The following is a 21,114-nucleotide window of genomic DNA, read 5'->3' on the forward strand; positions in this document are numbered from 1 at the left end:
CTGCGTTCCCCGCTGGTCTTTTTGAGAGGTTATACGCTTGTTTGACCGTTATGATGCCGGTGAGCAGGCGGTACTGGTACACATCTATTTTTCGCAAGACAAAGACATGGAGGATCTCCAGGAGTTTGAAGCCCTGGTTTCTTCCGCCGGTGTCGAGGCTTTGCAGGTGGTGACCGGTACCCGAAAGGCGCCGCACCCGAAGTATTTTGTTGGTGAGGGCAAGGCAACTGAAATTGCCGACGCAGTTAAAGCCACTGGGGCATCAGTCGTGCTCTTTGACCATGCGTTAACCCCCGCTCAGGAACGTAATCTTGAGCGCCTGTGCGAATGTCGGGTTATCGACCGCACCGGACTGATTCTGGATATTTTTGCCCAGCGTGCCCGTACACATGAGGGTAAGCTGCAGGTTGAACTGGCGCAGCTGCGCCACCTGGCGACGCGACTGGTTCGGGGTTGGACCCACCTTGAGCGCCAGAAAGGGGGGATTGGTCTGCGTGGACCGGGGGAGACCCAGCTTGAGACGGACCGCCGTCTGCTGCGCAACCGCATTAGCCAGATCCTCTCGCGGCTGGAAAAAGTTGAGAAGCAGCGTGAGCAGGGCCGACGCGCCCGTACCCGTGCCGATGTGCCTACCGTTTCTTTGGTCGGCTATACCAACGCAGGTAAATCCACGCTGTTTAACCGGGTCACCGAGTCCGGCGTCTATGCAGCAGATCAGCTGTTTGCCACGCTGGACCCCACGTTGCGTCGTATCGACGTGGCGGACGTAGGTGAAACGGTGCTGGCGGACACCGTAGGTTTTATCCGCCACCTGCCCCACGACCTGGTCGCCGCGTTTAAGGCGACGCTGCAGGAGACCCGTCAGGCAACGCTGCTGCTGCACGTTATTGACGCTGCGGATCACCGGGTGCAGGAGAACATTGAAGCCGTAGAGTCGGTTCTTGAGGAAATTGATGCCAGGGAACTGCCGACGCTACTGGTGATGAACAAGATCGATATGCTGGATGGTTTTGAGCCGCGTATCGATCGCGATGAAGAGAATGTACCGGTACGGGTCTGGCTTTCAGCGCAGACTGGTGACGGTTTACCACTGCTTTTCCAGGCTCTGACGGAGCGGCTTTCCGGGGAGATCGCGCAGCATACCCTGCGGCTTCCTCCGCGCGAGGGGCGTCTGCGAAGCCGGTTTTATCAGCTTCAGGCGATAGAAAAAGAGTGGATGGAGGAGGACGGCAGCGTCGGGCTGGAGATTCGTTTGCCCGTGGTGGAATGGCGTCGCCTCTGTAAGCAGGAACCGGCACTGGTGGATTATCTGGTTTAATCGTCGAGCTGGCCTGAAGACTTTCCCCTGAGAGGGGAATACCCGGAATGTTGAATGAAGGGTATATCACCGCACAACAAATATGGAGCACATACATGGCGTGGAATCAGCCCGGTAATAACGGACAGGACCGCGACCCGTGGGGAAGCAGCAAACCTGGCGGCGACTCTGGGGGAAATTCTGGGGGAAATAAAGGGGGCCGCGATCAGGGGCCTCCCGATCTGGATGATATCTTCCGCAAGCTGAGCAAAAAGCTTGGCGGCTTTGGCGGCGGCAACAAAGGCGGCGGTACCGGACAAGGTCCGCGCGGTCATATGGGCGGTAAGGTAGTCGGCATTGTCGCGGTAGCGGCGGTGATTATCTGGGCGGCCAGCGGTTTCTATACCATCAAAGAAGCGGAGCGCGGCGTCGTGACGCGTTTCGGCAAGTTCAGTCATTTGGTTGAGCCGGGTCTGAACTGGAAACCTACCTTTATTGATAACGTCAGAGCGGTAAACGTGGAATCGGTGCGGGAACTGGCCGCATCCGGCGTGATGCTGACCTCTGATGAAAACGTGGTGCGCGTGGAAATGAACGTGCAGTACCGCGTGACCGATCCCGAACAATATCTGTACGCTGTGACCAGCGCCGACGACAGTCTGCGCCAGGCAACCGACAGCGCGCTGCGCGGCGTCATCGGTAAGTACACCATGGATCGCATCCTCACCGAAGGGCGTACCGTTATCCGTAGCGATACCCAGCGCGAGCTGGAAGAGACTATTAAGCCCTACAATATGGGGATTACGCTGCTGGACGTGAACTTCCAGGCCGCACGTCCGCCGGAAGAGGTGAAGTCCGCGTTTGACGACGCCATTGCCGCCCGTGAAAACGAGCAGCAGTACATCCGTGAAGCAGAAGCTTACGCTAACGAAGTTCAGCCCCGTGCTAACGGTCGCGCTCAGCGTATTCTGGAAGAGGCCCGGGCCTATAAGACCCAGACCGTTCTGGAAGCCCAGGGTGAGGTCTCTCGCTTTGCTAAAATTCTGCCGGAATACAAAGCTGCGCCGGAAATCACACGTGAGCGTCTCTACATTGAAACCATGGAGAAAGTGCTCAGCCATACCCGGAAAGTGCTGGTCAACGATAAGGGAGGCAACCTGATGGTGCTGCCGCTCGACCAGATGCTGAAGGGCGGCGCTAAAGCACCGGCCAAAAATTCGGACAGCAGCGATCTGCTGCGTCTGCCGCCTGCGCCGGAGTCCAGCAGTAGCGCCAGCCAGTCATCGTCATCCAGCAGTGGCGACATCATGGACCAGCGCCGTGCTAACGCGCAGCGCAACGATACTCAGCGCCGGGGGGGTGAATAACGATGCGGAAGTCATTAATTGCAATCATCGTGATTGTACTGGTCGTGCTCTACGCCTCCATCTTTGTGGTGAAAGAGGGCGAGCGCGGTATTACGCTGCGCTTTGGTAAAGTGGTGCGCGACGACGAGAATAAGCCGCTGGTTTATGCGCCGGGTCTGCACTTTAAGGTGCCGTTTATCGAGTCTGTAAAGACCCTGGACGCCCGTATCCAGACCATGGATAACCAGGCGGATCGCTTCGTGACCAAAGAGAAGAAAGATCTGATCGTCGACTCTTACATCAAGTGGCGTATCAGCGACTTCAGCCGTTACTACCTGGCGACGGGCGGCGGCGATATCTCTCAGGCCGAAGTGCTGCTGAAGCGTAAATTCAGTGACCGTCTGCGTTCTGAAATCGGTCGTCTGGATGTGAAGGATATCGTTACCGATTCCCGAGGCCGTCTGACCATTGAAGTGCGTGAAGCCCTGAACTCTGGCTCTGCCGGTACTGAAGATGAAGTCGAAACGCCAGCCGCTGACGACGCTATTGCCAAAGCGGCGGAGCGCGTAGCGAAAGAGACCGACGGTAAGGTGCCGGTTATTAACCCGAACAGTATGGCGGCGCTGGGTATCGAAGTGGTGGATGTGCGTATCAAGCAGATCAACCTGCCGACCGAAGTGTCCGAGGCGATTTACAACCGTATGCGCGCCGAGCGTGCCGCCGTTGCCCGTCGTCACCGCTCCCAGGGTCAGGAAGAGGCCGAGAAGCTGCGCGCTGCCGCGGACTACCAGGTTACCCGCACACTTGCGGAGGCCGAACGTCAGGCGCGTATGACGCGCGGTGAAGGCGACGCCGAAGCGGCGAAGCTGTTTGCCGACGCCTTTAGTCAGGATCCGGATTTCTATGCCTTTATCCGTAGCCTGCGCGCTTACGAGTCCAGCTTTAACTCTAACCAGGATGTGATGGTGCTGAGCCCGGAAAACGACTTCTTCCGCTATATGAAGACGCCGACCCATAGCTCACGTTAATCCAGCATCTCGCTGAGTGTGATATAAAGAGCCGGAATTTCTCCGGCTCTTTTTTTATGTGATGGAAAGCGAATGAACGCAACAATTCTGACCGCACTGGCGCTGGTACTGGTGCTGGAAGGCCTTGGCCCGATGCTGTTTCCCGGTCTGTGGCGTCGAATGATCGGCAGCATAACCCAGTTGCCTGATGGAATATTAAGACGTTATGGCGGCGCTCTTGTGGTTGCCGGCATCGTCATCTACTACATGTTGAGGAAAACGATTGTCTGATGAAAAAACTGGCATAACATGCGCGTTTTTATAGCCAAAAGGAGCTGAACATCTGCAAAACCGATGGTAGAATCCATTTTTAAGCAAACGGTGATATTGAAAAATGGGTAACAACGTCGTCGTACTGGGCACCCAATGGGGTGACGAAGGTAAAGGCAAAATTGTTGATCTTCTGACTGAACGGGCCAAATATGTTGTGCGCTATCAGGGCGGTCACAACGCAGGTCATACGCTGGTCATTAACGGTGAAAAAACCGTCCTCCATCTTATTCCATCAGGTATTCTTCGTGAGAACGTCATCAGCATCATCGGTAACGGTGTGGTGCTTTCTCCTGAAGCATTGCTGAAAGAGATGAAAGAGCTGGAAGATCGCGGTGTTCCGGTTCGCGAACGTCTGCTGTTATCCGAAGCTTGCCCGTTGATCCTGGACTACCACATTGCGCTGGACGTGGCTCGTGAAAAAGCGCGCGGCGCCAAAGCTATTGGCACCACTGGTCGTGGTATCGGTCCGGCCTATGAAGATAAAGTGGCCCGTCGCGGTCTGCGCGTTGGCGATCTGTTCGATAAAGAGACCTTCGCCAGCAAGCTGAAAGAGGTGATGGAATATCACAACTTCCAACTGGAGCACTTCTACAAAGCCTCTCCGGTGGACTACCAGAAAGTGCTGGACGATGCGATGGCGGTGGCCGATCTGCTGACCAGCATGGTGGTGGACGTTTCCGACCTGCTGGATCAGGCGCGTCTGCGTGGCGACTTCATTATGTTTGAAGGCGCGCAGGGCACGCTGCTGGATATCGACCACGGTACCTATCCCTACGTGACCTCTTCCAACACCACCGCTGGCGGCGTTTCCACCGGCTCTGGTCTGGGGCCGCGTTACGTTGACTACGTGCTGGGTATCCTGAAGGCATACTCCACCCGCGTGGGCGCCGGTCCGTTCCCGACCGAGCTGTTTGACGATGTGGGTGAGTACCTGTGTAAGCAGGGTAACGAATTTGGCGCCACCACTGGTCGTCGCCGCCGTACTGGCTGGCTGGATGCCGTGGCGGTAAAACGTGCCGTACAGATCAACTCGCTGTCCGGTTTCTGCCTGACCAAGCTGGACGTTCTGGACGGTCTGGAAGAGGTGAAGATTTGCGTGGCTTACCGTATGCCGGACGGCCGTGAAGTCTCCACCACGCCGATGGCGGCTGAAAACTGGGATGGTATTGAGCCGATCTACGAAAGCATGCCGGGCTGGTCCGAGAGCACCTTCGGTGTGAAGGATCGTAACCAGCTGCCTCAGGCTGCGCTGAACTACATTGAGCGCATCGAAGCGCTGACCGGGGTTCCTGTGGATATTATCTCTACCGGCCCGGACCGTAGCGAAACCATGATTCTGCGCGACCCGTACGACGCATAATCAAAGATCGGGCGCGGTCACGCGCCCGACATGGTCTGCCCATTCCTCATATTCCCGTCCACCATATAACCCACTTTCAGCCAGGTACGCCCAAATTAATTAGCGGCCAGGCCGTCGGCTGGTTTATCATCATTGTAAATAAAGAGCGTTTTCCCTCCCTTTACCCGAGGTTTATGTGCAGTTAACGAGTTTTACGGATTACGGCCTGCGAGCTTTAATTTATATGGCGGCTTTGCCGGAGGGGCGTATGACCAGCATTTCAGAAGTGACTGAGGTGTATGGTGTCTCCCGTAATCATATGGTGAAGATCATCAATCAGCTTAGCCGCGCCGGCTATGTTACCGCCGTGCGCGGTAAGAACGGCGGTATCCGGTTAGGCAAAGCGGCGCATGAGATCCGCGTGGGCGATGTCGTTCGCGATCTCGAGCCGTTGACTCTGGTTAACTGCAGTAGCGAGTTTTGTCATATCACACCGGCCTGTCGTCTGAAACAGGCGCTCTCACGGGCGGTGCAAAGCTTCCTTCAGGAACTGGATAACTACACGCTGGCCGATTTAGTGGAAGAAAACCAGCCGTTATACAAATTATTGCTGGTGGAATGACGAAAATTCCGCCAGCGGATGACAACGGAGGAACCGCAATGTCACAAGATCCATTTCAGGAACGAGAAGCCGAGAAATACACCAACCCAATTCCCAGCCGTGAATTCATTCTCGATCTCCTGTCTAAACGCGAAAAACCGGCCAGCCGCGATGAGCTGGCCCGTGAAATGAATATTGAAGGCGAAGAGCAGGAAGAGGCGCTGCGTCGCCGTCTGCGCGCTATGGAGCGCGACGGACAACTGGTCTTTACCCGTCGTCAGTGCTATGCGCTGCCGGAGCGCCTTGACCTGGTGAAGGGCAGGGTTATCGGCCATCGTGATGGCTATGGCTTCCTGAGAGCCGAAGGAAGCAAAGACGACTTCTATCTTTCATCCGAAGAGATGAAGCGCTGTATTCACGGCGATGAAGTGCTGGCCCAGCCACTGGGCGCAGATCGTAAAGGGCGCCGCGAAGCGCGTATCGTGCGAGTGCTGGAGCCGCGTACCGGCCAGATCGTCGGACGTTACTTTACCGAAGCCGGGGTCGGCTTTGTGGTACCGGACGACAGCCGCCTGAGCTTTGACATCCTGATTCCACCTGAAGAGATTCAGGGCGCGCGCATGGGCTTTGTGGTAGTGGTCGAACTGACCCAGCGCCCGACGCGGCGTACCAAGGCCGTGGGTAAGATAGTCGAAGTCCTGGGCGACAATATGGGGACCGGTATGGCGGTGGATATCGCCCTGCGCAACCATGATATTCCTTACGTATGGCCTAAAGAGGTAGAAGCGCAGGTCGCGGGCCTGAGCGAGCAGGTACCGGAATCGGCCAAGCAGGGTCGAGTGGATCTGCGCGATCTGCCGTTGGTCACCATCGACGGTGAAGACGCCCGAGATTTTGACGACGCCGTTTACTGTGAGAAAAAACGCGGCGGCGGTTGGCGCCTGTGGGTCGCCATCGCCGATGTAAGCTACTACGTGCGTCCGCGCACGGCGCTGGATAAAGAGGCGCGTAGCCGCGGTACGTCGGTTTACTTCCCCTCTCAGGTGGTGCCGATGCTGCCGGAGGTGCTCTCTAACGGTCTCTGCTCGCTGAACCCGCAGGTGGACCGCCTGTGTATGGTATGCGAGATGACCATCTCCGCGCGCGGCAATCTCTCGTCGTATAAATTCTATGAAGCGGTGATGAGCTCCCACGCCCGTCTGACCTACACTAAGGTGTGGCACATCCTGCAGGGCGATGGCGAACTGCGCGAACAGTATCAGCCGCTGGTGAAGCCTATTGAAGAGCTGCATCACCTGTACAAGACGCTGGAACAGGCTCGCGGCGAGCGCGGCGGCATTTCGTTCGAGAGCGAAGAGGCGAAGTTTATCTTTAACGCCGAGCGTCGCATCGAGCGTATTGAGCAAACCCAGCGCAACGACGCCCATAAGCTGATCGAAGAGTGCATGATCCTCGCTAACGTTTCGGCGGCGCGTTTTGTGGAAAAACATAAAGAGCCCGCGCTGTTCAGGGTGCACGATCGTCCGACAACTGAAGCGATTACGGCGTTCCGTTCGGTACTGTCGGAACTGGGTCTGGAGCTTCCGGGTGGCAATAAGCCGCAGCCGGGCGACTATGCGGCGCTGCTGGACTCCATTGCCGATCGTCCCGATCACGAAATGCTGCAGATTATGCTGCTGCGTTCTATGAAACAGGCGATCTACGATCCGGAAAACCGTGGTCACTTTGGGCTGGCGCTCTCTTCTTACGGTCACTTTACCTCGCCGATTCGCCGCTATCCCGACCTGCTGCTGCATCGCACCATTAAGTACCTGCTGGAAAAGCAGCGTAATGAACAGACCCATGCGGGGCAGACCGGTAGCTGGCACTACAGCATGGAAGAGATGCTGCAACTGGGCGATCACTGCTCGCTGACCGAGCGTCGGGCTGACGAAGCCACCCGCGAAGTGGCGGACTGGCTGAAGTGTGACTTTATGCTGGACCAGGTGGGCAATGTCTTTAACGGCGTGATCTCCAGCGTGACCGGCTTCGGTTTCTTCGTACGGCTGGATGAGCTGTTTATCGACGGTCTGGTACATGTCTCCTCGCTTGATAATGACTACTACCGCTTTGACCAGGTGGGTCAGCGTCTGATCGGTGAATCCGGCGGTCAGACCTACCGGTTGGGCGATCGGGTGGAAGTGAAGGTTGAAGCGGTCAATATGGACGAACGTAAGATCGACTTCTCGCTGATCTCCAGCCAGCGCGTCGTGCGCGGCGCGGGCAAGACCGCGCGCGATAAGGCGAAGAAGAATACCGGCAAAGGGAGAAGCGGCGGACGTCGTGATGCCAGTCGTCGGGTGAACTTCGAGCCGGACAGTGCTTTCCGTGACGGGAAAAAGGCGGAAAGCCAGCCCGGGAAGAAATCGGATAAAGGGAAGAAAGGCAAAAAGCCGTCCGCGAAAACCCGTAAGATAGCCGCCGCTGCGAAAGAGAAACGTGCGAAGAAGAAGGCGGACTGAGCCCCCCACTGAGGCATCGTCCTCTGAGCCCCTCTCCCCTGTGGGGAGAGGGGTAGTTCATTAAACAGAATGTAAACGAGTAGTCTTCATGAGTGAAACCATCTATGGCATCCACGCCGTTCAGGCCCTGCTGGAACGCGCGCCGGAACGCTTTCTGCAGGTCTTTGTCCTGAAAGGGCGCGACGACAAGCGTCTGCACCCGCTGATCCAGGCGCTCGAAGCGCAGGGAGTGGTGATTCAGATGGCCAACCGTCAGTGGCTGGACGAGAAGTCCGATGGCGCGGTGCATCAGGGGATCATTGCGCTGGTTCGCCCCGGGCGCCAGTATCAGGAAAACGATCTGCCGGATCTGATCGCCGCCGTACCACAGCCTTTTCTGCTGATCCTGGACGGCGTTACCGATCCGCACAACCTGGGCGCCTGTCTGCGCAGCGCCGATGCGGCTGGTGTGCATGCGGTTATCGTTCCCAAAGATCGTTCCGCCCAGTTGAATGCTACGGCGAAAAAGGTCGCCTGTGGCGCAGCAGAAACTGTTCCGCTGATCCGCGTGACCAATCTGGCCCGCACCATGCGTATGCTCCAGCAGGAGAATATCTGGATTGTGGGAACCGCAGGTGAAGCCTCCCATACGCTCTACCAGAGTAAGCTGGCGGGGCCGCTGGCGCTGGTCATGGGCGCGGAAGGCGAAGGCATGCGCCGCCTGACCCGTGAACACTGCGATGAGCTGATCAGCATCCCTATGGCGGGCAGCGTCTCGTCGCTTAACGTATCGGTCGCGACCGGTGTCTGTCTGTTCGAAGCCGTCAGACAGCGCGGCTGATAGCGACTGGCACCCTCACGACTTAAGGTGAGGGTGCTTTTCTCCCCCCCTCCCTGACCTGCTGTATCGCCCGGGTCAGTTGCCCGACGTTCCGCAATTTTCCTGACTCCGCTCGCGCGAAGCCCGCTGTACCGTCCATACTTAAGCCATAGCCACATTTATGGAGGGATTCCTGTGATGCAATGGCACACTCACACCGTGTTTAATCAACCCACTCCGTTACACAACAGCAACCTCTTTCTGTCTGACTGCCCGTTGCTCGATGCGGTTAATCGTGAGGGGGGCGGTTGGGATGTCGACGTGCTCGCCAGTATCGGCCAGCAGTTGGGCACTGCCGAATCGCTGGAGCTTGGCAGGCTGGCGAATGCTAATCCCCCCGAGTTGCTGCGCTACGATCCCAGTGGGCAGCGTCTGGATGACGTGCGCTTTCATCCGGCCTGGCATCTGCTGATGCAGGGGCTGTGCGCTAACCGGGTGCACAACCTGCCGTGGCAGGAAGATGTCCGTAAAGGCGCCTTCGTGGCCCGGGCGGCACGCTTTATGCTGCATGCCCAGGTGGAGGCGGGAACGCTCTGCCCTGTGACCATGACCATGGCCGCCACACCGTTACTGATGCGCCACCTGCCAGCGGTCTTTGCCGACTGGCGCAAACCGTTAATGAGCGATCGCTACGATGCTCATCTACTGCCCGGTGGCCAGAAACGCGGATTACTGATTGGGATGGGAATGACCGAAAAACAGGGTGGCTCTGATGTGTTGAGCAACACCACCCAGGCCACCCCTTTTGAACAGCGCGGCCCTGGAGAGGCCTACCGGTTGGTGGGCCATAAATGGTTCTTTTCAGTGCCGCAGAGCGATGCCCATCTGGTCCTGGCCCGGACAGAAGGGGGCATTTCCTGCTTCTTCGTGCCGCGCTTCCTGCCGGATGGCCAGCGTAACGCCATTCGTATGGAACGTCTGAAAGACAAGCTGGGTAACCGTTCTAACGCCAGCGCTGAAGTCGAATTTCAGGATGCCGCAGGCTGGCTTATCGGTGAAGAGGGGGAAGGGGTTCGACGGATTCTGGAGATGGGCGGCATGACGCGTTTCGACTGCGCGTTGGGCAGCCATGGCCTGATGCGCCGGGCGTTCTCCATTGCGCTGTATCATACCCATCAGCGTCAGGCCTTCGGAAAGAACCTGATTGACCAGCCGTTGATGCGCCAGACGCTGGGGCGCATGGCGCTGATTCTGGAAGGGCAAACCGCCTTCCTGTTCCGGCTGGCCCGGGCGTGGGAAGGGGGAAATGACGAGCGGGAGCGTGCCTGGCGGCGGCTGTTTACCCCGGCGGCCAAGTTTACCCTCTGTAAAGATGGCATCCCCTTCGTGGCCGAGGCGATGGAAGCGCTGGGGGGCATCGGCTACTGTGAAGAGAGCGAACTGCCGCGTCTCTACCGTGAAATGCCGGTCAACAGTATCTGGGAAGGCTCTGGAAATATCATGTGCCTTGACGTGCTGCGGGCGCTCGCCACCCAGAGCGGTATGATAGAGATGTTAAAAGTGGAGTTTGATGAGGTCAAAGGGCAGAGTCGCCATTTCGATCGCGCCTGGCGTCAGCTCCAGCGGCGTCTCACCAATCCGCGCGAAGAGTATGGCCGGACGATAACCCGACAGCTGGCGCTACTGGCAAGCGGTGCCCAGTTGCTGCGCCACCTTTCGCCGCCGCTGGCCGAAGCCTGGTGCAGAATACGGCTCGATCCGCGTGGCGATACGCTGCTGCCAGAGCGCCAGCTTGGCAATTTACTGCTGCGGGCATCGGGAGGTGTGTGCTAACAGAGGGGAACGAACGGCCCGGTCAGATGAGTGAACGGGGCCGTTGTCAGGGAGTCGACGGTTCAGGCATAGAGTATCGCCTGCACGCGCCAGTTGTCCGGGATCTGATTTTCCTGCACCCGAACAATACGATAGTAAGAGGCGCCCCGTTCATCCGCCTTCTGCGCCACAATATGTTCCATATCCTGCATATCTTCACTGAGTGCGTTCACCCAGATGGTGCCTATCTCATTCAGGCCGGTCACCCGGTCGGCGCGCGCTTCTTCAGCGGAGCGCGCAAAGGGGGTGATCAGCCCGACAGACGACAGTACGGCGGGTAGTGCCAGCGTTCGTGTCATAAGCAGCTCCTTTTCATATACCCCGGTCTTAGGGTCTTCCTTGATTCACTTCGTCCTTTGTTGCCGCAGGTCTGGCTTCCATTGTGCACACGAAACGGATAAGTGCGTGCAAAGACGTGTAAGACTAAGAAAAGGGCACGTGTCCTGGATCACGGTACAGAGTCGCCTGTACGTGCCACTGTCCTGGCACCACCGTTTCATCATTCATGACGATAACGTAGAAATCGGCGCCAGCGGCCACGGCCTTGTTATAGATGGCAGCTTCGCCGTCCGAGGGGGCCCCCCGAACGATAACGCTCGCCGAACCGATTCTTTGCAACCCCTGAGTCTGATAGCGCTGAATTTGTTGGGGGTGATCGCTTACCGGCGGCGGTGGCTGCGGCGTTCCCTGAAGCACGGAACAGGCTGTCAGAGAGAGTGCCAGTAGCACGGATGCAGACCATCGTATAAACATCGTTCATTTCCTTTTAGGAATTATTGTAGCCAGTAGATGCGGTATCACCAGGGACAGGATCGCAATTCTGTTAACCTGAGCGGCTTCGGATTACTATTTGGCAACAATTGATCACCCACTACGTAACACATCTTGCCAGTCGTTGGGCATTGCGCGAAAGTCAGTGTCAGAGCGCTGAGACAACGGGATGCCAAAATGATTGAGATTGAAACCGACCGCCTGGCGGACATAAGCGTGCTGCGCGCGGCACCTGCCGGGCAAGCAAACCGGCCGCTGCCCACCCTGATTTTTTATCATGGGTTTACCTCATCGAAACTGGTTTATAGCTATTTCGCCGTAGCGCTGGCTCAGGCGGGATTTCGGGTCGTCATGCCCGACGCTTTCGATCACGGTGAACGGTTTTCCGGGGATGCGGAAGGGCGGCTGGGTCGTTTCTGGCAGATATTGTTGCGTAACTTTGAGGAGTTTCCGGCGCTGGCCGCCGAGCTGGAAGACCGGGGGCTGGTGGCTGAAGGGCGTCTGGGCGTTGGCGGTGCCTCTATGGGAGGCATGACCGCGTTGGGCCTGCTGGCCCGTCATCCACAACTGCGCTGCGGCGCCAGCCTGATGGGTTCGGGTTACTATATGACGCTGGCGCATACGCTGTTTCCGCCCGTCGGCAACGTTGAGCGCGCCATCGCCGCGCTGGCGGCCTATGACGTGGGGCATCAACTGGCGAGCCTGGCAACGCGCCCGTTACTGCTCTGGCATGGCGAAGAGGATGATGTGGTGCCCGCCGTAGAGACGCTAAGGCTCCAGCAGGCGCTGATACAGCAAGGGCTGGACGGTAACTTGCGCTGCGAATGGCAGCAGGGCGTGCGACACCGCATCACGCCAGAAGCGCTGGCGTGCACGGTGGATTTTTTCGGGCAGCATCTGTAGGGGCTCACAGCATTTCAGCGGGTGAGACGACTTCAGGCGGTTCCTGTTCTTCGGGCGCTTCACTGGCGCTATGACGATTAATGTAGATCACCCCAAGGCTCTGGACGTCATCCATATCGCGTGCCAGCGCCTGAGGCGACTGGGCGCTGATGGCGCCGGTAACGGGCGCGGACACAATAAGCATCAGCGTGACGATAATAAAAAATAATGTTTTCATGATGATGCGCTCCACTACTGCGTGAGCAGGCTCCTTTTCCACGGCGCCTTGCCCGCTGTGAACCGACGATCGTTTTGTCCCTGGTTACCCGATAACGCAACGGTATAATCACTAATGTTATTAATTGTAGATTTCTCCAGGAGCGGCAGTGTGGCGATGCGTGCCTTTATTTCACCTTTTTATTGCTGCGCGGCGTTGAGTTTGTAGCCGGTTACCAGTAGAATGGCGCGTCAATTTTTCAGCCGATCTAAACACGTTCCTTGCCTCCCCGGGCCCCGGCTGACCCAGACAGGAGGCTGAATAATCCGTAAGGAGCAAAATCGATGCGTCATTACGAAATCGTTTTTATGGTCCATCCTGACCAGAGCGAACAGGTTCCGGGCATGATCGAGCGTTACACCGGTGTTATCACTGGTGCTGAAGGCCAGATCCATCGTCTGGAAGACTGGGGCCGTCGTCAGCTGGCTTATCCGATCAACAAACTGCACAAAGCACACTACGTTCTGCTGAACGTGGAAGCTCCGCAGGAAGCGATCGATGAGCTGGAAACCAGCTTCCGCTTCAACGATGCCGTTATCCGCAGCATGGTCATGCGTACCAAGCAGGCTGTGACTGAAGCTTCCCCGATGGTTAAAGCGAAAGATGAGCGTCGCGAACAGCGTCGTGAAGATAGCGCTTCTACCAGCGACAACGCTGAAGCCTCTAATGCTGGGGATTCTGAAGAGTAATTACTGATGGCCAACCGTCTGGCGCTATCCGGTACCGTGTGTCGGGAGCCCCTTCGAAAGGTCAGTCCGTCAGGAATTCCTCACTGCCAGTTCGTGCTTGAGCATCGTTCCGTGCAGGAGGAAGCCGGTTTTCACCGGCAGGCGTGGTGCAGAATGCCGGTTATTGTTAGCGGGCAGGACAACCAGGCCATTACTCACAGTATAACGGTCGGCACGCATATTATTGTTCATGGCTTTCTCAGCTGCCATCAGGCGCGAAATGGCCTCAATAAACTGGTACTGCATGCCGAGCAGATTGAATTGATAGATTCTGGAGACTAGCCAAATGGCACGTTATTTCCGTCGTCGCAAGTTCTGCCGTTTCACCGCGGAAGGCGTTCAAGAGATCGACTATAAAGATATCGCAACGCTGAAAAACTACATCACCGAAAGCGGTAAGATTGTCCCGAGCCGTATCACCGGTACCCGTGCAAAATACCAGCGTCAGCTGGCTCGTGCTATCAAGCGCGCGCGCTACCTGTCTCTGCTGCCGTACACTGATCGTCATCAGTAATCGGCCACGGTCCATTAATACGACTTTGAGAGGATAAGGTAATGCAAGTTATTCTGCTTGATAAAGTAGCAAACCTGGGTAGCCTGGGCGATCAGGTAAATGTTAAAGCGGGTTACGCACGTAACTTCCTGGTTCCTCAGGGCAAAGCTGTCCTGGCAACCAAAAAGAACATCGAGTTCTTTGAAGCGCGTCGCGCTGAACTGGAAGCCAAACTGGCTGACGTTCTGGCGGCCGCTGAAGCTCGCGCAGAGAAAATCAATGCGCTGGGCTCTGTGACCATCGCGTCCAAAGCGGGCGACGAAGGCAAACTGTTCGGTTCTATCGGTACTCGCGACATCGCTGATGCTGTTACCGCAGCTGGCGTTGAAGTGGCCAAGAGCGAAGTTCGTCTGCCGGAAGGCGTTCTGCGCGTTACCGGTGAGCACGAAGTTAGCTTCCAGGTACACAGCGAAGTATTCGCTAAGCTGAACGTGAACGTGGTTGCTGAATAAGCGACGCGTTTCGTTTAAGTAAAAAAGCCGACCTCAGGGTCGGCTTTTTCATTTCAGATTCGAGGTTAGCGTACCCGCAGGAAGCTGCCATCCGGCTGGCGGGTAAACAGCACCTGCTGTTCGCTGCCCTCGACCGTCAGACCGGTCACCACGCCACCTGCATTCTGGCGAATCTTCACCACCTGGCCCTGTTGCAGGCTGCTTAGCGGTTTGCCTTGCCCTTCAACCTTCGCCATAGCGTAAACGTCGGCTGGCGGCAGTCCGTGGTCACGGAAAACCTGGGCCAGAGTTTTGCCTGACTCCACGCGATAGCTGCGCCACTGCTGCTCGATATCGTTATTCTGATAAGGAATGGGGGCCTGGCTTTCATCCTGCTCCTGAACCCGGGCGGACTCCGTCGGCAGCGTAGCGGGCTGGCTGGGCTGTGCGGATCCGCTGCCGCGGTTATTTACCACGGAAGGCATGGGGGCAGGGGCATCATTATTCATATGCAACTGCGCTTCGCGGGAGTCGCGATCGGCTTCAGGGGCCGGTTTGGAACCCGGCAGCAGAATGCCAATAACGATCAGTAGCGCGCCAATAATAATACCGCGGCGATGCATGGGCGGTAGGGGATCCATCAGGCGTACCTGGTCCGGGGCGTGCCAAATCCGCGCCAGAATGGGGTTGTTTACGACTCGCTTTGGCATGCGACCTCCTGCTCCGTGAAAAATGTCTGCACCATGCCGTTTCCCGATGTCTGCGTGGCATAGCCTGATGGCGCCACGTCTGTCCTTTAGTATAGCCTGCTAACTGCTTGATGCAGGTAGCAATGTAAGGTTCCGTGACCGTATTCCCGCTATTGTTTCTCTTTCGCGCTGATTTGTCATCACCGATGAGCATTTTACCCGACGCGGCCTGGCTGATATGCTGCCCGCTAATTTTCATAAACCGCAATAAAAAAGGAAAAGCCATGACGACCCCTTCTTTTGAAAGCGTAGAGGCGCAAGCAAGTTACGGTATTGGTTTACAGGTGGGCCAGCAGCTGCGCGAGTCCGGTTTGCAGGGTCTGCTGCCGGAAGCTCTGCTGGCTGGCCTGCGCGATGCGCTGGAAGGGAACGCACCGGCAGTACCGGTAGACGTGGTTCATCGCGCCCTGCGCGAAGTTCACGAGCGTGCGGACGGCGTACGTCGCGAGCGCCAGCAGGCCATGGCGGAGGAAGGCCAGAAATTCCTGGAAGAGAACCAGAAGAAAGAAGGCGTCAGCACCACCGAGTCTGGCCTTCAGTTCCGGGTTATCACTCAGGGCGAAGGATCTATCCCTTCCCGTCAGGATCACGTGCGCGTTCACTACACCGGTAAGCTGATTGACGGTACCGTGTTCGACAGCTCCGTCGCCCGCGGCGAACCGGCTGAATTCCCGGTAAGCGGCGTGATCGCAGGTTGGATTGAAGCGCTGACCCTGATGCCGGTCGGCTCCAAATGGGAACTGGCGATTCCTTACGAGCTGGCCTACGGCGAGCGTGGCGCGGGCGCGGCTATCCCGCCGTTCAGCACCCTGGTGTTTGAAGTCGAGCTGCTGGATATCCTGTAACAGCACAGCGCGATACAAAAGAGGCGGGCCACTGGTCCGCCTCTTTTTGTTTGTGACCGCCACCCCGATCTTTATTTTCCGTGATTGCATTAATCGCTATATATATTGATATATACCGACTCTATCTCTTCCGGAGGTCAGGATGACCCATTTCTTTTTACGCTTTCTGTTACTGGCTTTGCTGGTCTCGCCGCTTTATGGCGCCGAACTCCATCTTTATGCGGGAGCCGGATTACGAAAACCGGTGGAGGCGGTGGTAAGCCGTTTTGAACAGGAAACCGGGAACCGGGTGCTTGTCGAATATGGCGGATCTGGCCAGATCCTGGCCCGGTATCGACTCACGGGGAAGGGCGATCTTTTCCTGGCTGGCTCGGCGGCTTATATCAATGAGCTGCGTGGCAATGCGATCGCCTCTTTCCCCGTTGCGCGCCATATCCCGGTGGTGGCGGTACGTAAAGACAGAGCTGAGGGAATTCATTCGCTTCAGGATCTGGCTGCCAGCTCATTGACTCTGGGAATGGGCGACGCCAGTGCGATTGCCCTGGGGAAGAGCGGCGAACAGTTGCTTGACGCCTCCGGCACAGGAGACGCGCTGCGTAGCCGGGTGGTGGTGCGCACGGCCACCATTAAACAACTGGTGATCTACCTGCTGAACGGTGATGTGGACGCGGCCATTCTGGGGCGCTCCGATGCACTAAAACATCGTGACCGTCTGGTGATTCTGCCTTCTCCATCCGGTGGGCCTGAAGAGGTAGCCACGCTGACTCTGCTCTCTTCCAGCACCGATCCCCGACTGGCCCGCCAGCTCGCCGAACGCTTTGTGTCGCCCCAGGGACGTCAGGCGTTTCTCGATGCGGGTTTTCTGGCGCCAGCGCAGTAAGGGGGTCTTCTGGCAAAGCTGGCGCTGTTTCCTTTAGGAGTGATGCTGCTGCTGGTGGCAGGGTCGCTCTGTTCACTGATTTTCCAACTGGAGCCGGGCATACTCCGGAGTATGTCCGGCGATCCCGAACTGCGCTTTGCGCTGCTGCTTTCACTGGCAACGTCCAGCTGCTCACTGCTGCTGGCGCTGATTATCGCCGTTCCGGCGGCCTGGGCGCTTACGCGGCTCGACTTCCCAGGTCGCGGCCTCGTTAATGTGCTGCTTGACCTGCCGCTGGTTACGCCACCGCTGGTCGTCGGATTGGGGCTACTGTTATTGTTGGGGCAGCAGGGGCCGTTCTCTCCCGTACTGTCTGGTCTGCTCTTTTCGCCAGCAGGCGTCATCATCGCCCAGACCTACGTCGCCAGCGCGATCCTTCTGCGTGCGGCCAGCGGCGCTTTCAGCGCGATTGAGAGCGGCTATCTGCTGACGGCGCAGAACCTGGGGCTGACGCCGCTGAAGACACTGATACTGGTAGAAATTCCCCTGTGCTGGCCGTCGCTGCTTAGCGGCTGCGTACTGGCGTTTTCCCGGGCCTGCGGCGAGTTTGGCGCCACGCTGATGCTGGCAGGCGCCGTCAGACTGAAAACCGAAACGCTGCCGGTCGCGGTTTATCTGAATATCGCGACCGGGGACTTCTCGCGGGCCATTGGCTGCGCGCTGGCGCTGATACTGCTGGCGGGTGTGCTACTGCTGGTGTTGCGCGGCCTGCAATATCTGGGGGAAAGCCGCAGTGCTGCGCGTGGATAATCTGTCCGCAGGTGTGCTGAAGCCGATCAGTTTGCGGGTGCCCGCAGGTTCGGTTGCGGCGATTTGTGGTCCTTCGGGAAGCGGAAAGACGACGTTGCTGAAGGCGATTGCCGGTATGATCTCCAGCCGTGGAGCGGTGGAGATTGATGGCCGTAGCGTAGCGCGGCTACCGCCCTGGCGCCGCCCCTGTCGCTATCTGGATCAACAGCTCTGGCTCTTCCCCTGGCTGACGCTGGACGGACATCTCAGACTGGCGCAGTATGCCGCGGGCCAGCCTTTATGTCCCCTGGCCAGGCGGCAGGTGCTGGTGCAGATGGAGATTGAGCATCTGAGAGATCGCTACCCCGGACAGATCTCCGGCGGCGAGCGGCAGCGGGCAGCGCTGGCCCGGGCGCTGATCTCCCGCCCGCCGCTACTACTGCTGGATGAACCTTTTGCCAGCCTCGACTGGGCGACCCGGACCCGGCTCTGGCGCGTGATTCGCGAACTGCGTGGCGGCGCCACCGCTCTGGTGCTGGTCACCCATGAACCCCGTGAGGCCAGGGCACTGGCGGAACAGTGCTGGCATCTGCATCAGGGGCGACTGCTGCCGGACTGCCGCCAGACGCGTCATTATTGATTGCCCCGTCTTGCGGCGCGCTGTCCATGGCGCGCCGGACAATATCCCTGCCAAATCCGAAGTTTCGTTTCAATTTTTCTGCGAAAAGATAATTTTATTTTGCAAATGCCCCCGTCAGGGGTATTTTTGTGAGTCATTTCGCGAAATGAGAATAACTTGATACTGAATATCAACAAGATATTAACATCTTGTTGAAGATGGAGTAAGAAAGGCTTTACGACTTGCGCACCCGGGGAGCGACCCGGTGTCAGATCTCAGGACAGATAAGGGCCATCAGAGCCTGGCAAAACACAACACAAGTACAGGAAAATAACATGGTAGATGAGGTAAAGAACGTGGATGGACAGGTGTCTGACGATCCCGCCGAACGTTCGCTGCGGCGTAATCTAAGCAACCGCCATATTCAGCTGATTGCGATCGGTGGCGCCATTGGCACCGGTCTGTTTATGGGATCGGGAAAAACTATCAGTCTTGCCGGGCCGTCGATCATTTTTGTCTACATGATTATCGGCTTTATGCTGTTCTTTGTGATGCGGGCCATGGGGGAGCTGCTGCTCTCTAATCTGCAATATAAATCCTTTAGCGACTTCGCTGCCGATCTGCTCGGCCCCTGGGCTGGCTACTTCACTGGCTGGACCTACTGGTTCTGTTGGGTGGTGACAGGAATGGCCGATGTAGTGGCGATTACCTCCTATGCCCAGTTCTGGTTCCCCGGGCTGTCGGACTGGGTCTCTTCGCTGGCCGTGGTGCTGGTGCTGTTGGGGCTGAACCTGGCGACCGTAAAGATGTTTGGTGAAATGGAGTTCTGGTTCGCCATGATCAAAATTGTCGCTATCGTGGCGCTGATTGTGGTGGGGCTGGTGATGGTGCTGATGCACTTCCAGGCGCCTTCTGGCGTTCAGGCGTCGTTCTCCCATCTGTGGAATGACGGCGGCTGGTTCCCGAAAGGCATCAGCGGCTTCTTTGCCGGATTCCAGATAGCGGTATTCGCCTTTGTGGGGATCGAACTGGTGGGGACCACCGCCGCAGAAACCAAAGATCCGGAGAAGACGCTGCCGCGGGCGATCAACTCCATTCCGCTGCGTATCATCATGTTCTACGTCTGCTCACTGATCATTATTATGTCGGTCACCCCCTGGGGCTCGGTGGTGCCAAACAAGAGCCCGTTTGTGGAGCTGTTTGTACTGGTGGGACTTCCGGCCGCAGCCAGTATCATCAACTTCGTGGTACTGACCTCTGCCGCCTCTTCGGCCAACAGCGGGGTCTTTTCCACCAGCCGTATGCTCTACGGTCTGGCCCAGGATGGCGTGGCGCCTCAGCGTTTTGCCCGTCTGTCGCGTCGTGCGGTACCGGCATCCGGCCTGACCTTCTCCTGCATCTGTCTGCTGGGCGGTGTGGTGTTGATCTACCTGATTCCGGATGTGATGAAGGTCTTCACTATGGTCACCACCGTTTCCGCTATCCTGTTTATGTTTGTCTGGACCATTATTCTCTGCTCTTACCTGGTCTACCGTAAGCGCAGTCCGGAGCTGCACCAGAAGTCGGTGTATAAGATGCCGATGGGGAAACTGATGTGCTGGGTCTGCATGGCGTTCTTCGCCTGCGTGATCGTACTGCTCACGCTGGAACAGGATACCCGCCAGGCGCTGATGGTTACGCCACTCTGGTTCGTGGTGCTGGGTCTGGGCTGGCTGATGCTGCGCCGTAAGGCCGCACGCGCTAACGGATAAAAAATGGCCCCGTAATGGGGCCGAATGGGAGACAACGCAGGCGCCTTAAGGGCGCCTTTTTGTTATTTATCTCCTGCGAGGGCGCGCGGAAAAAGAACGTTGTTTTCCAGACTGATGTGGTTCATCAGATCGTCAATGGTTTCATTAATACCGTTATACAGGGCGCGCCAGGTGGTGCAGGCTTCCGGCGGCGGCGTGACATTATTCGTGGTGTGCTTAATCACCTCCAGCAGTTCACCCGCTTCATCGTGCTCGCTCTCCATCACATTGATGGGGCCAGCGCACTGGGTGCCCATACCCTGTTTGATCATTGGGAACAGAATCTGCTCCTCTTTCATCATGTGGCTGCTCAGCTCTTCATGCAGCATGGTCAGATATTTCGCCAGGCCGCGCGGCACACCCGGTTTATCGGCATGAACGCGCTCGACTTTAGTCGCCTGCATAATAAGCTCAGGAAGCTGCTCGCGGTGCCGATCATGGTAACGGACAAGGATATGGTCGATGATTTCGCTTAGTGGTGCGCTGCGCCACTCTTTTTCGGGTTGTTCGGTGGCAAGCTGAGCCAGTTCGGCTTCAATGGCCTCCAGGTTCAGCTCGCGGCGGGCTGCGGCGCGCGCCAGAGTTTGCTTACCGCCGCAGCAGAAGTCGAGATCGTATTTACGGAACAGCGCTGACGCACGCGGAATCGTTAACGCCAGTTCCCCTAAAGCCTGGTCACGGAAAGCCATAGCCAAAATCCTCATCAGTAAATTATAAATTGCATTT

Annotated in this window: 24 protein-coding genes; 19 read left to right on the plus strand and 5 right to left on the minus strand. The window is 57.4% G+C overall.

Annotation, left to right across the window (positions count from 1 at the left end; translation table 11 throughout):
* The first annotated feature begins 37 nt into the window (after positions 1 to 37).
* The 9 genes from hflX (at position 38) to SCU88_RS02440 (ending at position 11,056) form a co-directional block, all read left to right on the plus strand.
* On the plus strand, positions 38 to 1,318 hold the full coding sequence (gene hflX, locus SCU88_RS02400; RefSeq protein ID WP_138095459.1) for a ribosome rescue GTPase HflX: 1,281 nt from the start codon (positions 38 to 40) through the stop codon (positions 1,316 to 1,318).
* A gap of 95 nt (positions 1,319 to 1,413) precedes the next feature.
* The gene (gene hflK, locus SCU88_RS02405) at positions 1,414 to 2,664 is read left to right on the plus strand and encodes an FtsH protease activity modulator HflK (protein WP_138095460.1); all 1,251 of its coding nucleotides are present in this window, start codon (positions 1,414 to 1,416) and stop codon (positions 2,662 to 2,664) included.
* 2 nt (positions 2,665 to 2,666) lie between these two features.
* Complete coding sequence (gene hflC / locus SCU88_RS02410; protein ID WP_138095461.1) at positions 2,667 to 3,671, plus strand: protease modulator HflC; 1,005 nt, start codon at positions 2,667 to 2,669, stop codon at positions 3,669 to 3,671.
* Between the two features lie 72 nt (positions 3,672 to 3,743).
* A complete protein-coding gene (locus tag SCU88_RS02415; protein ID WP_138095462.1) occupies positions 3,744 to 3,941 on the plus strand; it encodes a DUF2065 domain-containing protein in 198 nt (65 codons plus the stop codon).
* Positions 3,942 to 4,044: 103 nt separating this feature from the next.
* Positions 4,045 to 5,343, plus strand: a complete 1,299-nt coding sequence (locus tag SCU88_RS02420) for an adenylosuccinate synthase (protein WP_138095463.1) — start codon at positions 4,045 to 4,047, stop codon at positions 5,341 to 5,343.
* A 175-nt stretch (positions 5,344 to 5,518) separates the two neighbouring features.
* Positions 5,519 to 5,944 carry a nitric oxide-sensing transcriptional repressor NsrR gene (gene nsrR / locus SCU88_RS02425; protein ID WP_138095464.1) on the plus strand — a complete coding sequence of 142 codons (426 nt, stop codon included), beginning with the start codon at positions 5,519 to 5,521 and terminating at the stop codon, positions 5,942 to 5,944.
* Positions 5,945 to 5,982: 38 nt separating this feature from the next.
* Positions 5,983 to 8,424, plus strand: coding sequence for a ribonuclease R (rnr, locus tag SCU88_RS02430; RefSeq protein WP_138095465.1), 2,442 nt, complete (start codon positions 5,983 to 5,985; stop codon positions 8,422 to 8,424).
* A gap of 88 nt (positions 8,425 to 8,512) precedes the next feature.
* Positions 8,513 to 9,244, plus strand: a complete 732-nt coding sequence (rlmB, locus tag SCU88_RS02435; RefSeq protein WP_175341564.1) for a 23S rRNA (guanosine(2251)-2'-O)-methyltransferase RlmB — start codon at positions 8,513 to 8,515, stop codon at positions 9,242 to 9,244.
* Between the two features lie 177 nt (positions 9,245 to 9,421).
* Positions 9,422 to 11,056 (plus strand): isovaleryl-CoA dehydrogenase, encoded by a 1,635-nt coding sequence (locus tag SCU88_RS02440; RefSeq protein ID WP_138095467.1) that lies wholly within the window; start codon positions 9,422 to 9,424, stop codon positions 11,054 to 11,056.
* Between the two features lie 62 nt (positions 11,057 to 11,118).
* Here the strand turns inward: SCU88_RS02440 and SCU88_RS02445 are convergent, their stop codons facing one another.
* Together SCU88_RS02445 and bsmA are read right to left on the minus strand one after the other, a co-directional pair.
* A complete protein-coding gene (locus SCU88_RS02445) occupies positions 11,119 to 11,394 on the minus strand; it encodes a DUF1471 domain-containing protein (protein WP_138095468.1) in 276 nt (91 codons plus the stop codon).
* Positions 11,395 to 11,518: 124 nt separating this feature from the next.
* A complete protein-coding gene (gene bsmA, locus SCU88_RS02450) occupies positions 11,519 to 11,848 on the minus strand; it encodes a biofilm peroxide resistance protein BsmA (RefSeq protein WP_175341563.1) in 330 nt (109 codons plus the stop codon).
* Between the two features lie 195 nt (positions 11,849 to 12,043).
* On the opposite strand from bsmA, the gene yjfP reads away from it, so the two are divergent.
* A complete protein-coding gene (gene yjfP / locus SCU88_RS02455) occupies positions 12,044 to 12,769 on the plus strand; it encodes an esterase (protein WP_138095470.1) in 726 nt (241 codons plus the stop codon).
* A gap of 4 nt (positions 12,770 to 12,773) precedes the next feature.
* Here yjfP and SCU88_RS02460 read toward each other — a convergent pair whose 3' ends face one another.
* A complete protein-coding gene (locus SCU88_RS02460; RefSeq protein WP_138095471.1) occupies positions 12,774 to 12,986 on the minus strand; it encodes a hypothetical protein in 213 nt (70 codons plus the stop codon).
* Between the two features lie 323 nt (positions 12,987 to 13,309).
* On the opposite strand from SCU88_RS02460, the gene rpsF reads away from it, so the two are divergent.
* From rpsF to rplI, 4 genes are read left to right on the plus strand one after another with little or no spacing between them, the layout of a single operon-like run.
* Positions 13,310 to 13,714: a 30S ribosomal protein S6 gene (gene rpsF / locus SCU88_RS02465; RefSeq protein ID WP_175341562.1), complete on the plus strand. Its 405-nt coding sequence runs from the start codon at positions 13,310 to 13,312 to the stop codon at positions 13,712 to 13,714.
* A gap of 6 nt (positions 13,715 to 13,720) precedes the next feature.
* Entirely contained in the window at positions 13,721 to 14,035 is a 315-nt protein-coding gene (gene priB, locus SCU88_RS02470) for a primosomal replication protein N (RefSeq protein ID WP_138095473.1), read from the plus strand.
* Positions 14,036 to 14,039: 4 nt separating this feature from the next.
* Positions 14,040 to 14,267: a 30S ribosomal protein S18 gene (gene rpsR, locus SCU88_RS02475; protein ID WP_000135199.1), complete on the plus strand. Its 228-nt coding sequence runs from the start codon at positions 14,040 to 14,042 to the stop codon at positions 14,265 to 14,267.
* A gap of 41 nt (positions 14,268 to 14,308) precedes the next feature.
* Positions 14,309 to 14,758, plus strand: coding sequence for a 50S ribosomal protein L9 (gene rplI / locus SCU88_RS02480; protein ID WP_138095474.1), 450 nt, complete (start codon positions 14,309 to 14,311; stop codon positions 14,756 to 14,758).
* Positions 14,759 to 14,823: 65 nt separating this feature from the next.
* Here rplI and SCU88_RS02485 read toward each other — a convergent pair whose 3' ends face one another.
* Positions 14,824 to 15,447: a LysM-like peptidoglycan-binding domain-containing protein gene (locus SCU88_RS02485; protein ID WP_138095475.1), complete on the minus strand. Its 624-nt coding sequence runs from the start codon at positions 15,445 to 15,447 to the stop codon at positions 14,824 to 14,826.
* Between the two features lie 263 nt (positions 15,448 to 15,710).
* Here SCU88_RS02485 and fklB point away from each other — a divergent pair, with 263 nt between their 5' ends.
* From fklB to cycA, 5 genes are all read left to right on the plus strand, one after another.
* Positions 15,711 to 16,331, plus strand: coding sequence for an FKBP-type peptidyl-prolyl cis-trans isomerase (fklB, locus tag SCU88_RS02490; protein ID WP_138095476.1), 621 nt, complete (start codon positions 15,711 to 15,713; stop codon positions 16,329 to 16,331).
* A 142-nt stretch (positions 16,332 to 16,473) separates the two neighbouring features.
* Positions 16,474 to 17,211 (plus strand): substrate-binding domain-containing protein, encoded by a 738-nt coding sequence (locus tag SCU88_RS02495; RefSeq protein ID WP_175341561.1) that lies wholly within the window; start codon positions 16,474 to 16,476, stop codon positions 17,209 to 17,211.
* A gap of 9 nt (positions 17,212 to 17,220) precedes the next feature.
* Entirely contained in the window at positions 17,221 to 18,000 is a 780-nt protein-coding gene (locus tag SCU88_RS02500; protein ID WP_138095478.1) for an ABC transporter permease, read from the plus strand.
* On the plus strand, positions 17,984 to 18,619 hold the full coding sequence (locus SCU88_RS02505) for an ATP-binding cassette domain-containing protein (RefSeq protein WP_175341560.1): 636 nt from the start codon (positions 17,984 to 17,986) through the stop codon (positions 18,617 to 18,619). The genes SCU88_RS02500 and SCU88_RS02505 overlap by 17 nt, the downstream gene beginning before the upstream one ends.
* Before the next feature lie 314 nt (positions 18,620 to 18,933).
* Complete coding sequence (gene cycA, locus SCU88_RS02510) at positions 18,934 to 20,349, plus strand: D-serine/D-alanine/glycine transporter (protein ID WP_175341559.1); 1,416 nt, start codon at positions 18,934 to 18,936, stop codon at positions 20,347 to 20,349.
* A 62-nt stretch (positions 20,350 to 20,411) separates the two neighbouring features.
* Here cycA and ytfE read toward each other — a convergent pair whose 3' ends face one another.
* Positions 20,412 to 21,077 carry an iron-sulfur cluster repair protein YtfE gene (gene ytfE, locus SCU88_RS02515; RefSeq protein WP_138095481.1) on the minus strand — a complete coding sequence of 222 codons (666 nt, stop codon included), beginning with the start codon at positions 21,075 to 21,077 and terminating at the stop codon, positions 20,412 to 20,414.
* Positions 21,078 to 21,114: the final 37 nt, after the last annotated feature.

The sequence above is a fragment of the Jejuibacter sp. L23 genome, from assembly GCF_050815825.1.
Taxonomy (GTDB): domain Bacteria; phylum Pseudomonadota; class Gammaproteobacteria; order Enterobacterales; family Enterobacteriaceae; genus Jejubacter; species Jejubacter calystegiae.

Excerpts from the sequence above, each read along its gene's own strand:
- hflK (WP_138095460.1), top strand. The coding sequence starts at position 1,414 with ATGGCGTGGAATCAGCCCGGTAATAACGGACAGGACCGCGACCCGTGG.
- fklB (WP_138095476.1), top strand. The coding sequence starts at position 15,711 with ATGACGACCCCTTCTTTTGAAAGCGTAGAGGCGCAAGCAAGTTACGGT.
- rplI (WP_138095474.1), top strand. The coding sequence starts at position 14,309 with ATGCAAGTTATTCTGCTTGATAAAGTAGCAAACCTGGGTAGCCTGGGC.
- SCU88_RS02485 (WP_138095475.1), bottom strand. The coding sequence starts at position 15,447 with ATGCCAAAGCGAGTCGTAAACAACCCCATTCTGGCGCGGATTTGGCAC.
- rpsF (WP_175341562.1), top strand. The coding sequence starts at position 13,310 with ATGCGTCATTACGAAATCGTTTTTATGGTCCATCCTGACCAGAGCGAA.
- SCU88_RS02445 (WP_138095468.1), bottom strand. The coding sequence starts at position 11,394 with ATGACACGAACGCTGGCACTACCCGCCGTACTGTCGTCTGTCGGGCTG.
- ytfE (WP_138095481.1), bottom strand. The coding sequence starts at position 21,077 with ATGGCTTTCCGTGACCAGGCTTTAGGGGAACTGGCGTTAACGATTCCG.
- SCU88_RS02460 (WP_138095471.1), bottom strand. The coding sequence starts at position 12,986 with ATGAAAACATTATTTTTTATTATCGTCACGCTGATGCTTATTGTGTCC.
- SCU88_RS02415 (WP_138095462.1), top strand. The coding sequence starts at position 3,744 with ATGAACGCAACAATTCTGACCGCACTGGCGCTGGTACTGGTGCTGGAA.
- rnr (WP_138095465.1), top strand. The coding sequence starts at position 5,983 with ATGTCACAAGATCCATTTCAGGAACGAGAAGCCGAGAAATACACCAAC.
- hflC (WP_138095461.1), top strand. The coding sequence starts at position 2,667 with ATGCGGAAGTCATTAATTGCAATCATCGTGATTGTACTGGTCGTGCTC.
- yjfP (WP_138095470.1), top strand. The coding sequence starts at position 12,044 with ATGATTGAGATTGAAACCGACCGCCTGGCGGACATAAGCGTGCTGCGC.
- SCU88_RS02420 (WP_138095463.1), top strand. The coding sequence starts at position 4,045 with ATGGGTAACAACGTCGTCGTACTGGGCACCCAATGGGGTGACGAAGGT.
- rpsR (WP_000135199.1), top strand. The coding sequence starts at position 14,040 with ATGGCACGTTATTTCCGTCGTCGCAAGTTCTGCCGTTTCACCGCGGAA.
- SCU88_RS02440 (WP_138095467.1), top strand. The coding sequence starts at position 9,422 with ATGCAATGGCACACTCACACCGTGTTTAATCAACCCACTCCGTTACAC.
- rlmB (WP_175341564.1), top strand. The coding sequence starts at position 8,513 with ATGAGTGAAACCATCTATGGCATCCACGCCGTTCAGGCCCTGCTGGAA.
- cycA (WP_175341559.1), top strand. The coding sequence starts at position 18,934 with ATGGTAGATGAGGTAAAGAACGTGGATGGACAGGTGTCTGACGATCCC.
- priB (WP_138095473.1), top strand. The coding sequence starts at position 13,721 with ATGGCCAACCGTCTGGCGCTATCCGGTACCGTGTGTCGGGAGCCCCTT.
- SCU88_RS02495 (WP_175341561.1), top strand. The coding sequence starts at position 16,474 with ATGACCCATTTCTTTTTACGCTTTCTGTTACTGGCTTTGCTGGTCTCG.
- bsmA (WP_175341563.1), bottom strand. The coding sequence starts at position 11,848 with ATGTTTATACGATGGTCTGCATCCGTGCTACTGGCACTCTCTCTGACA.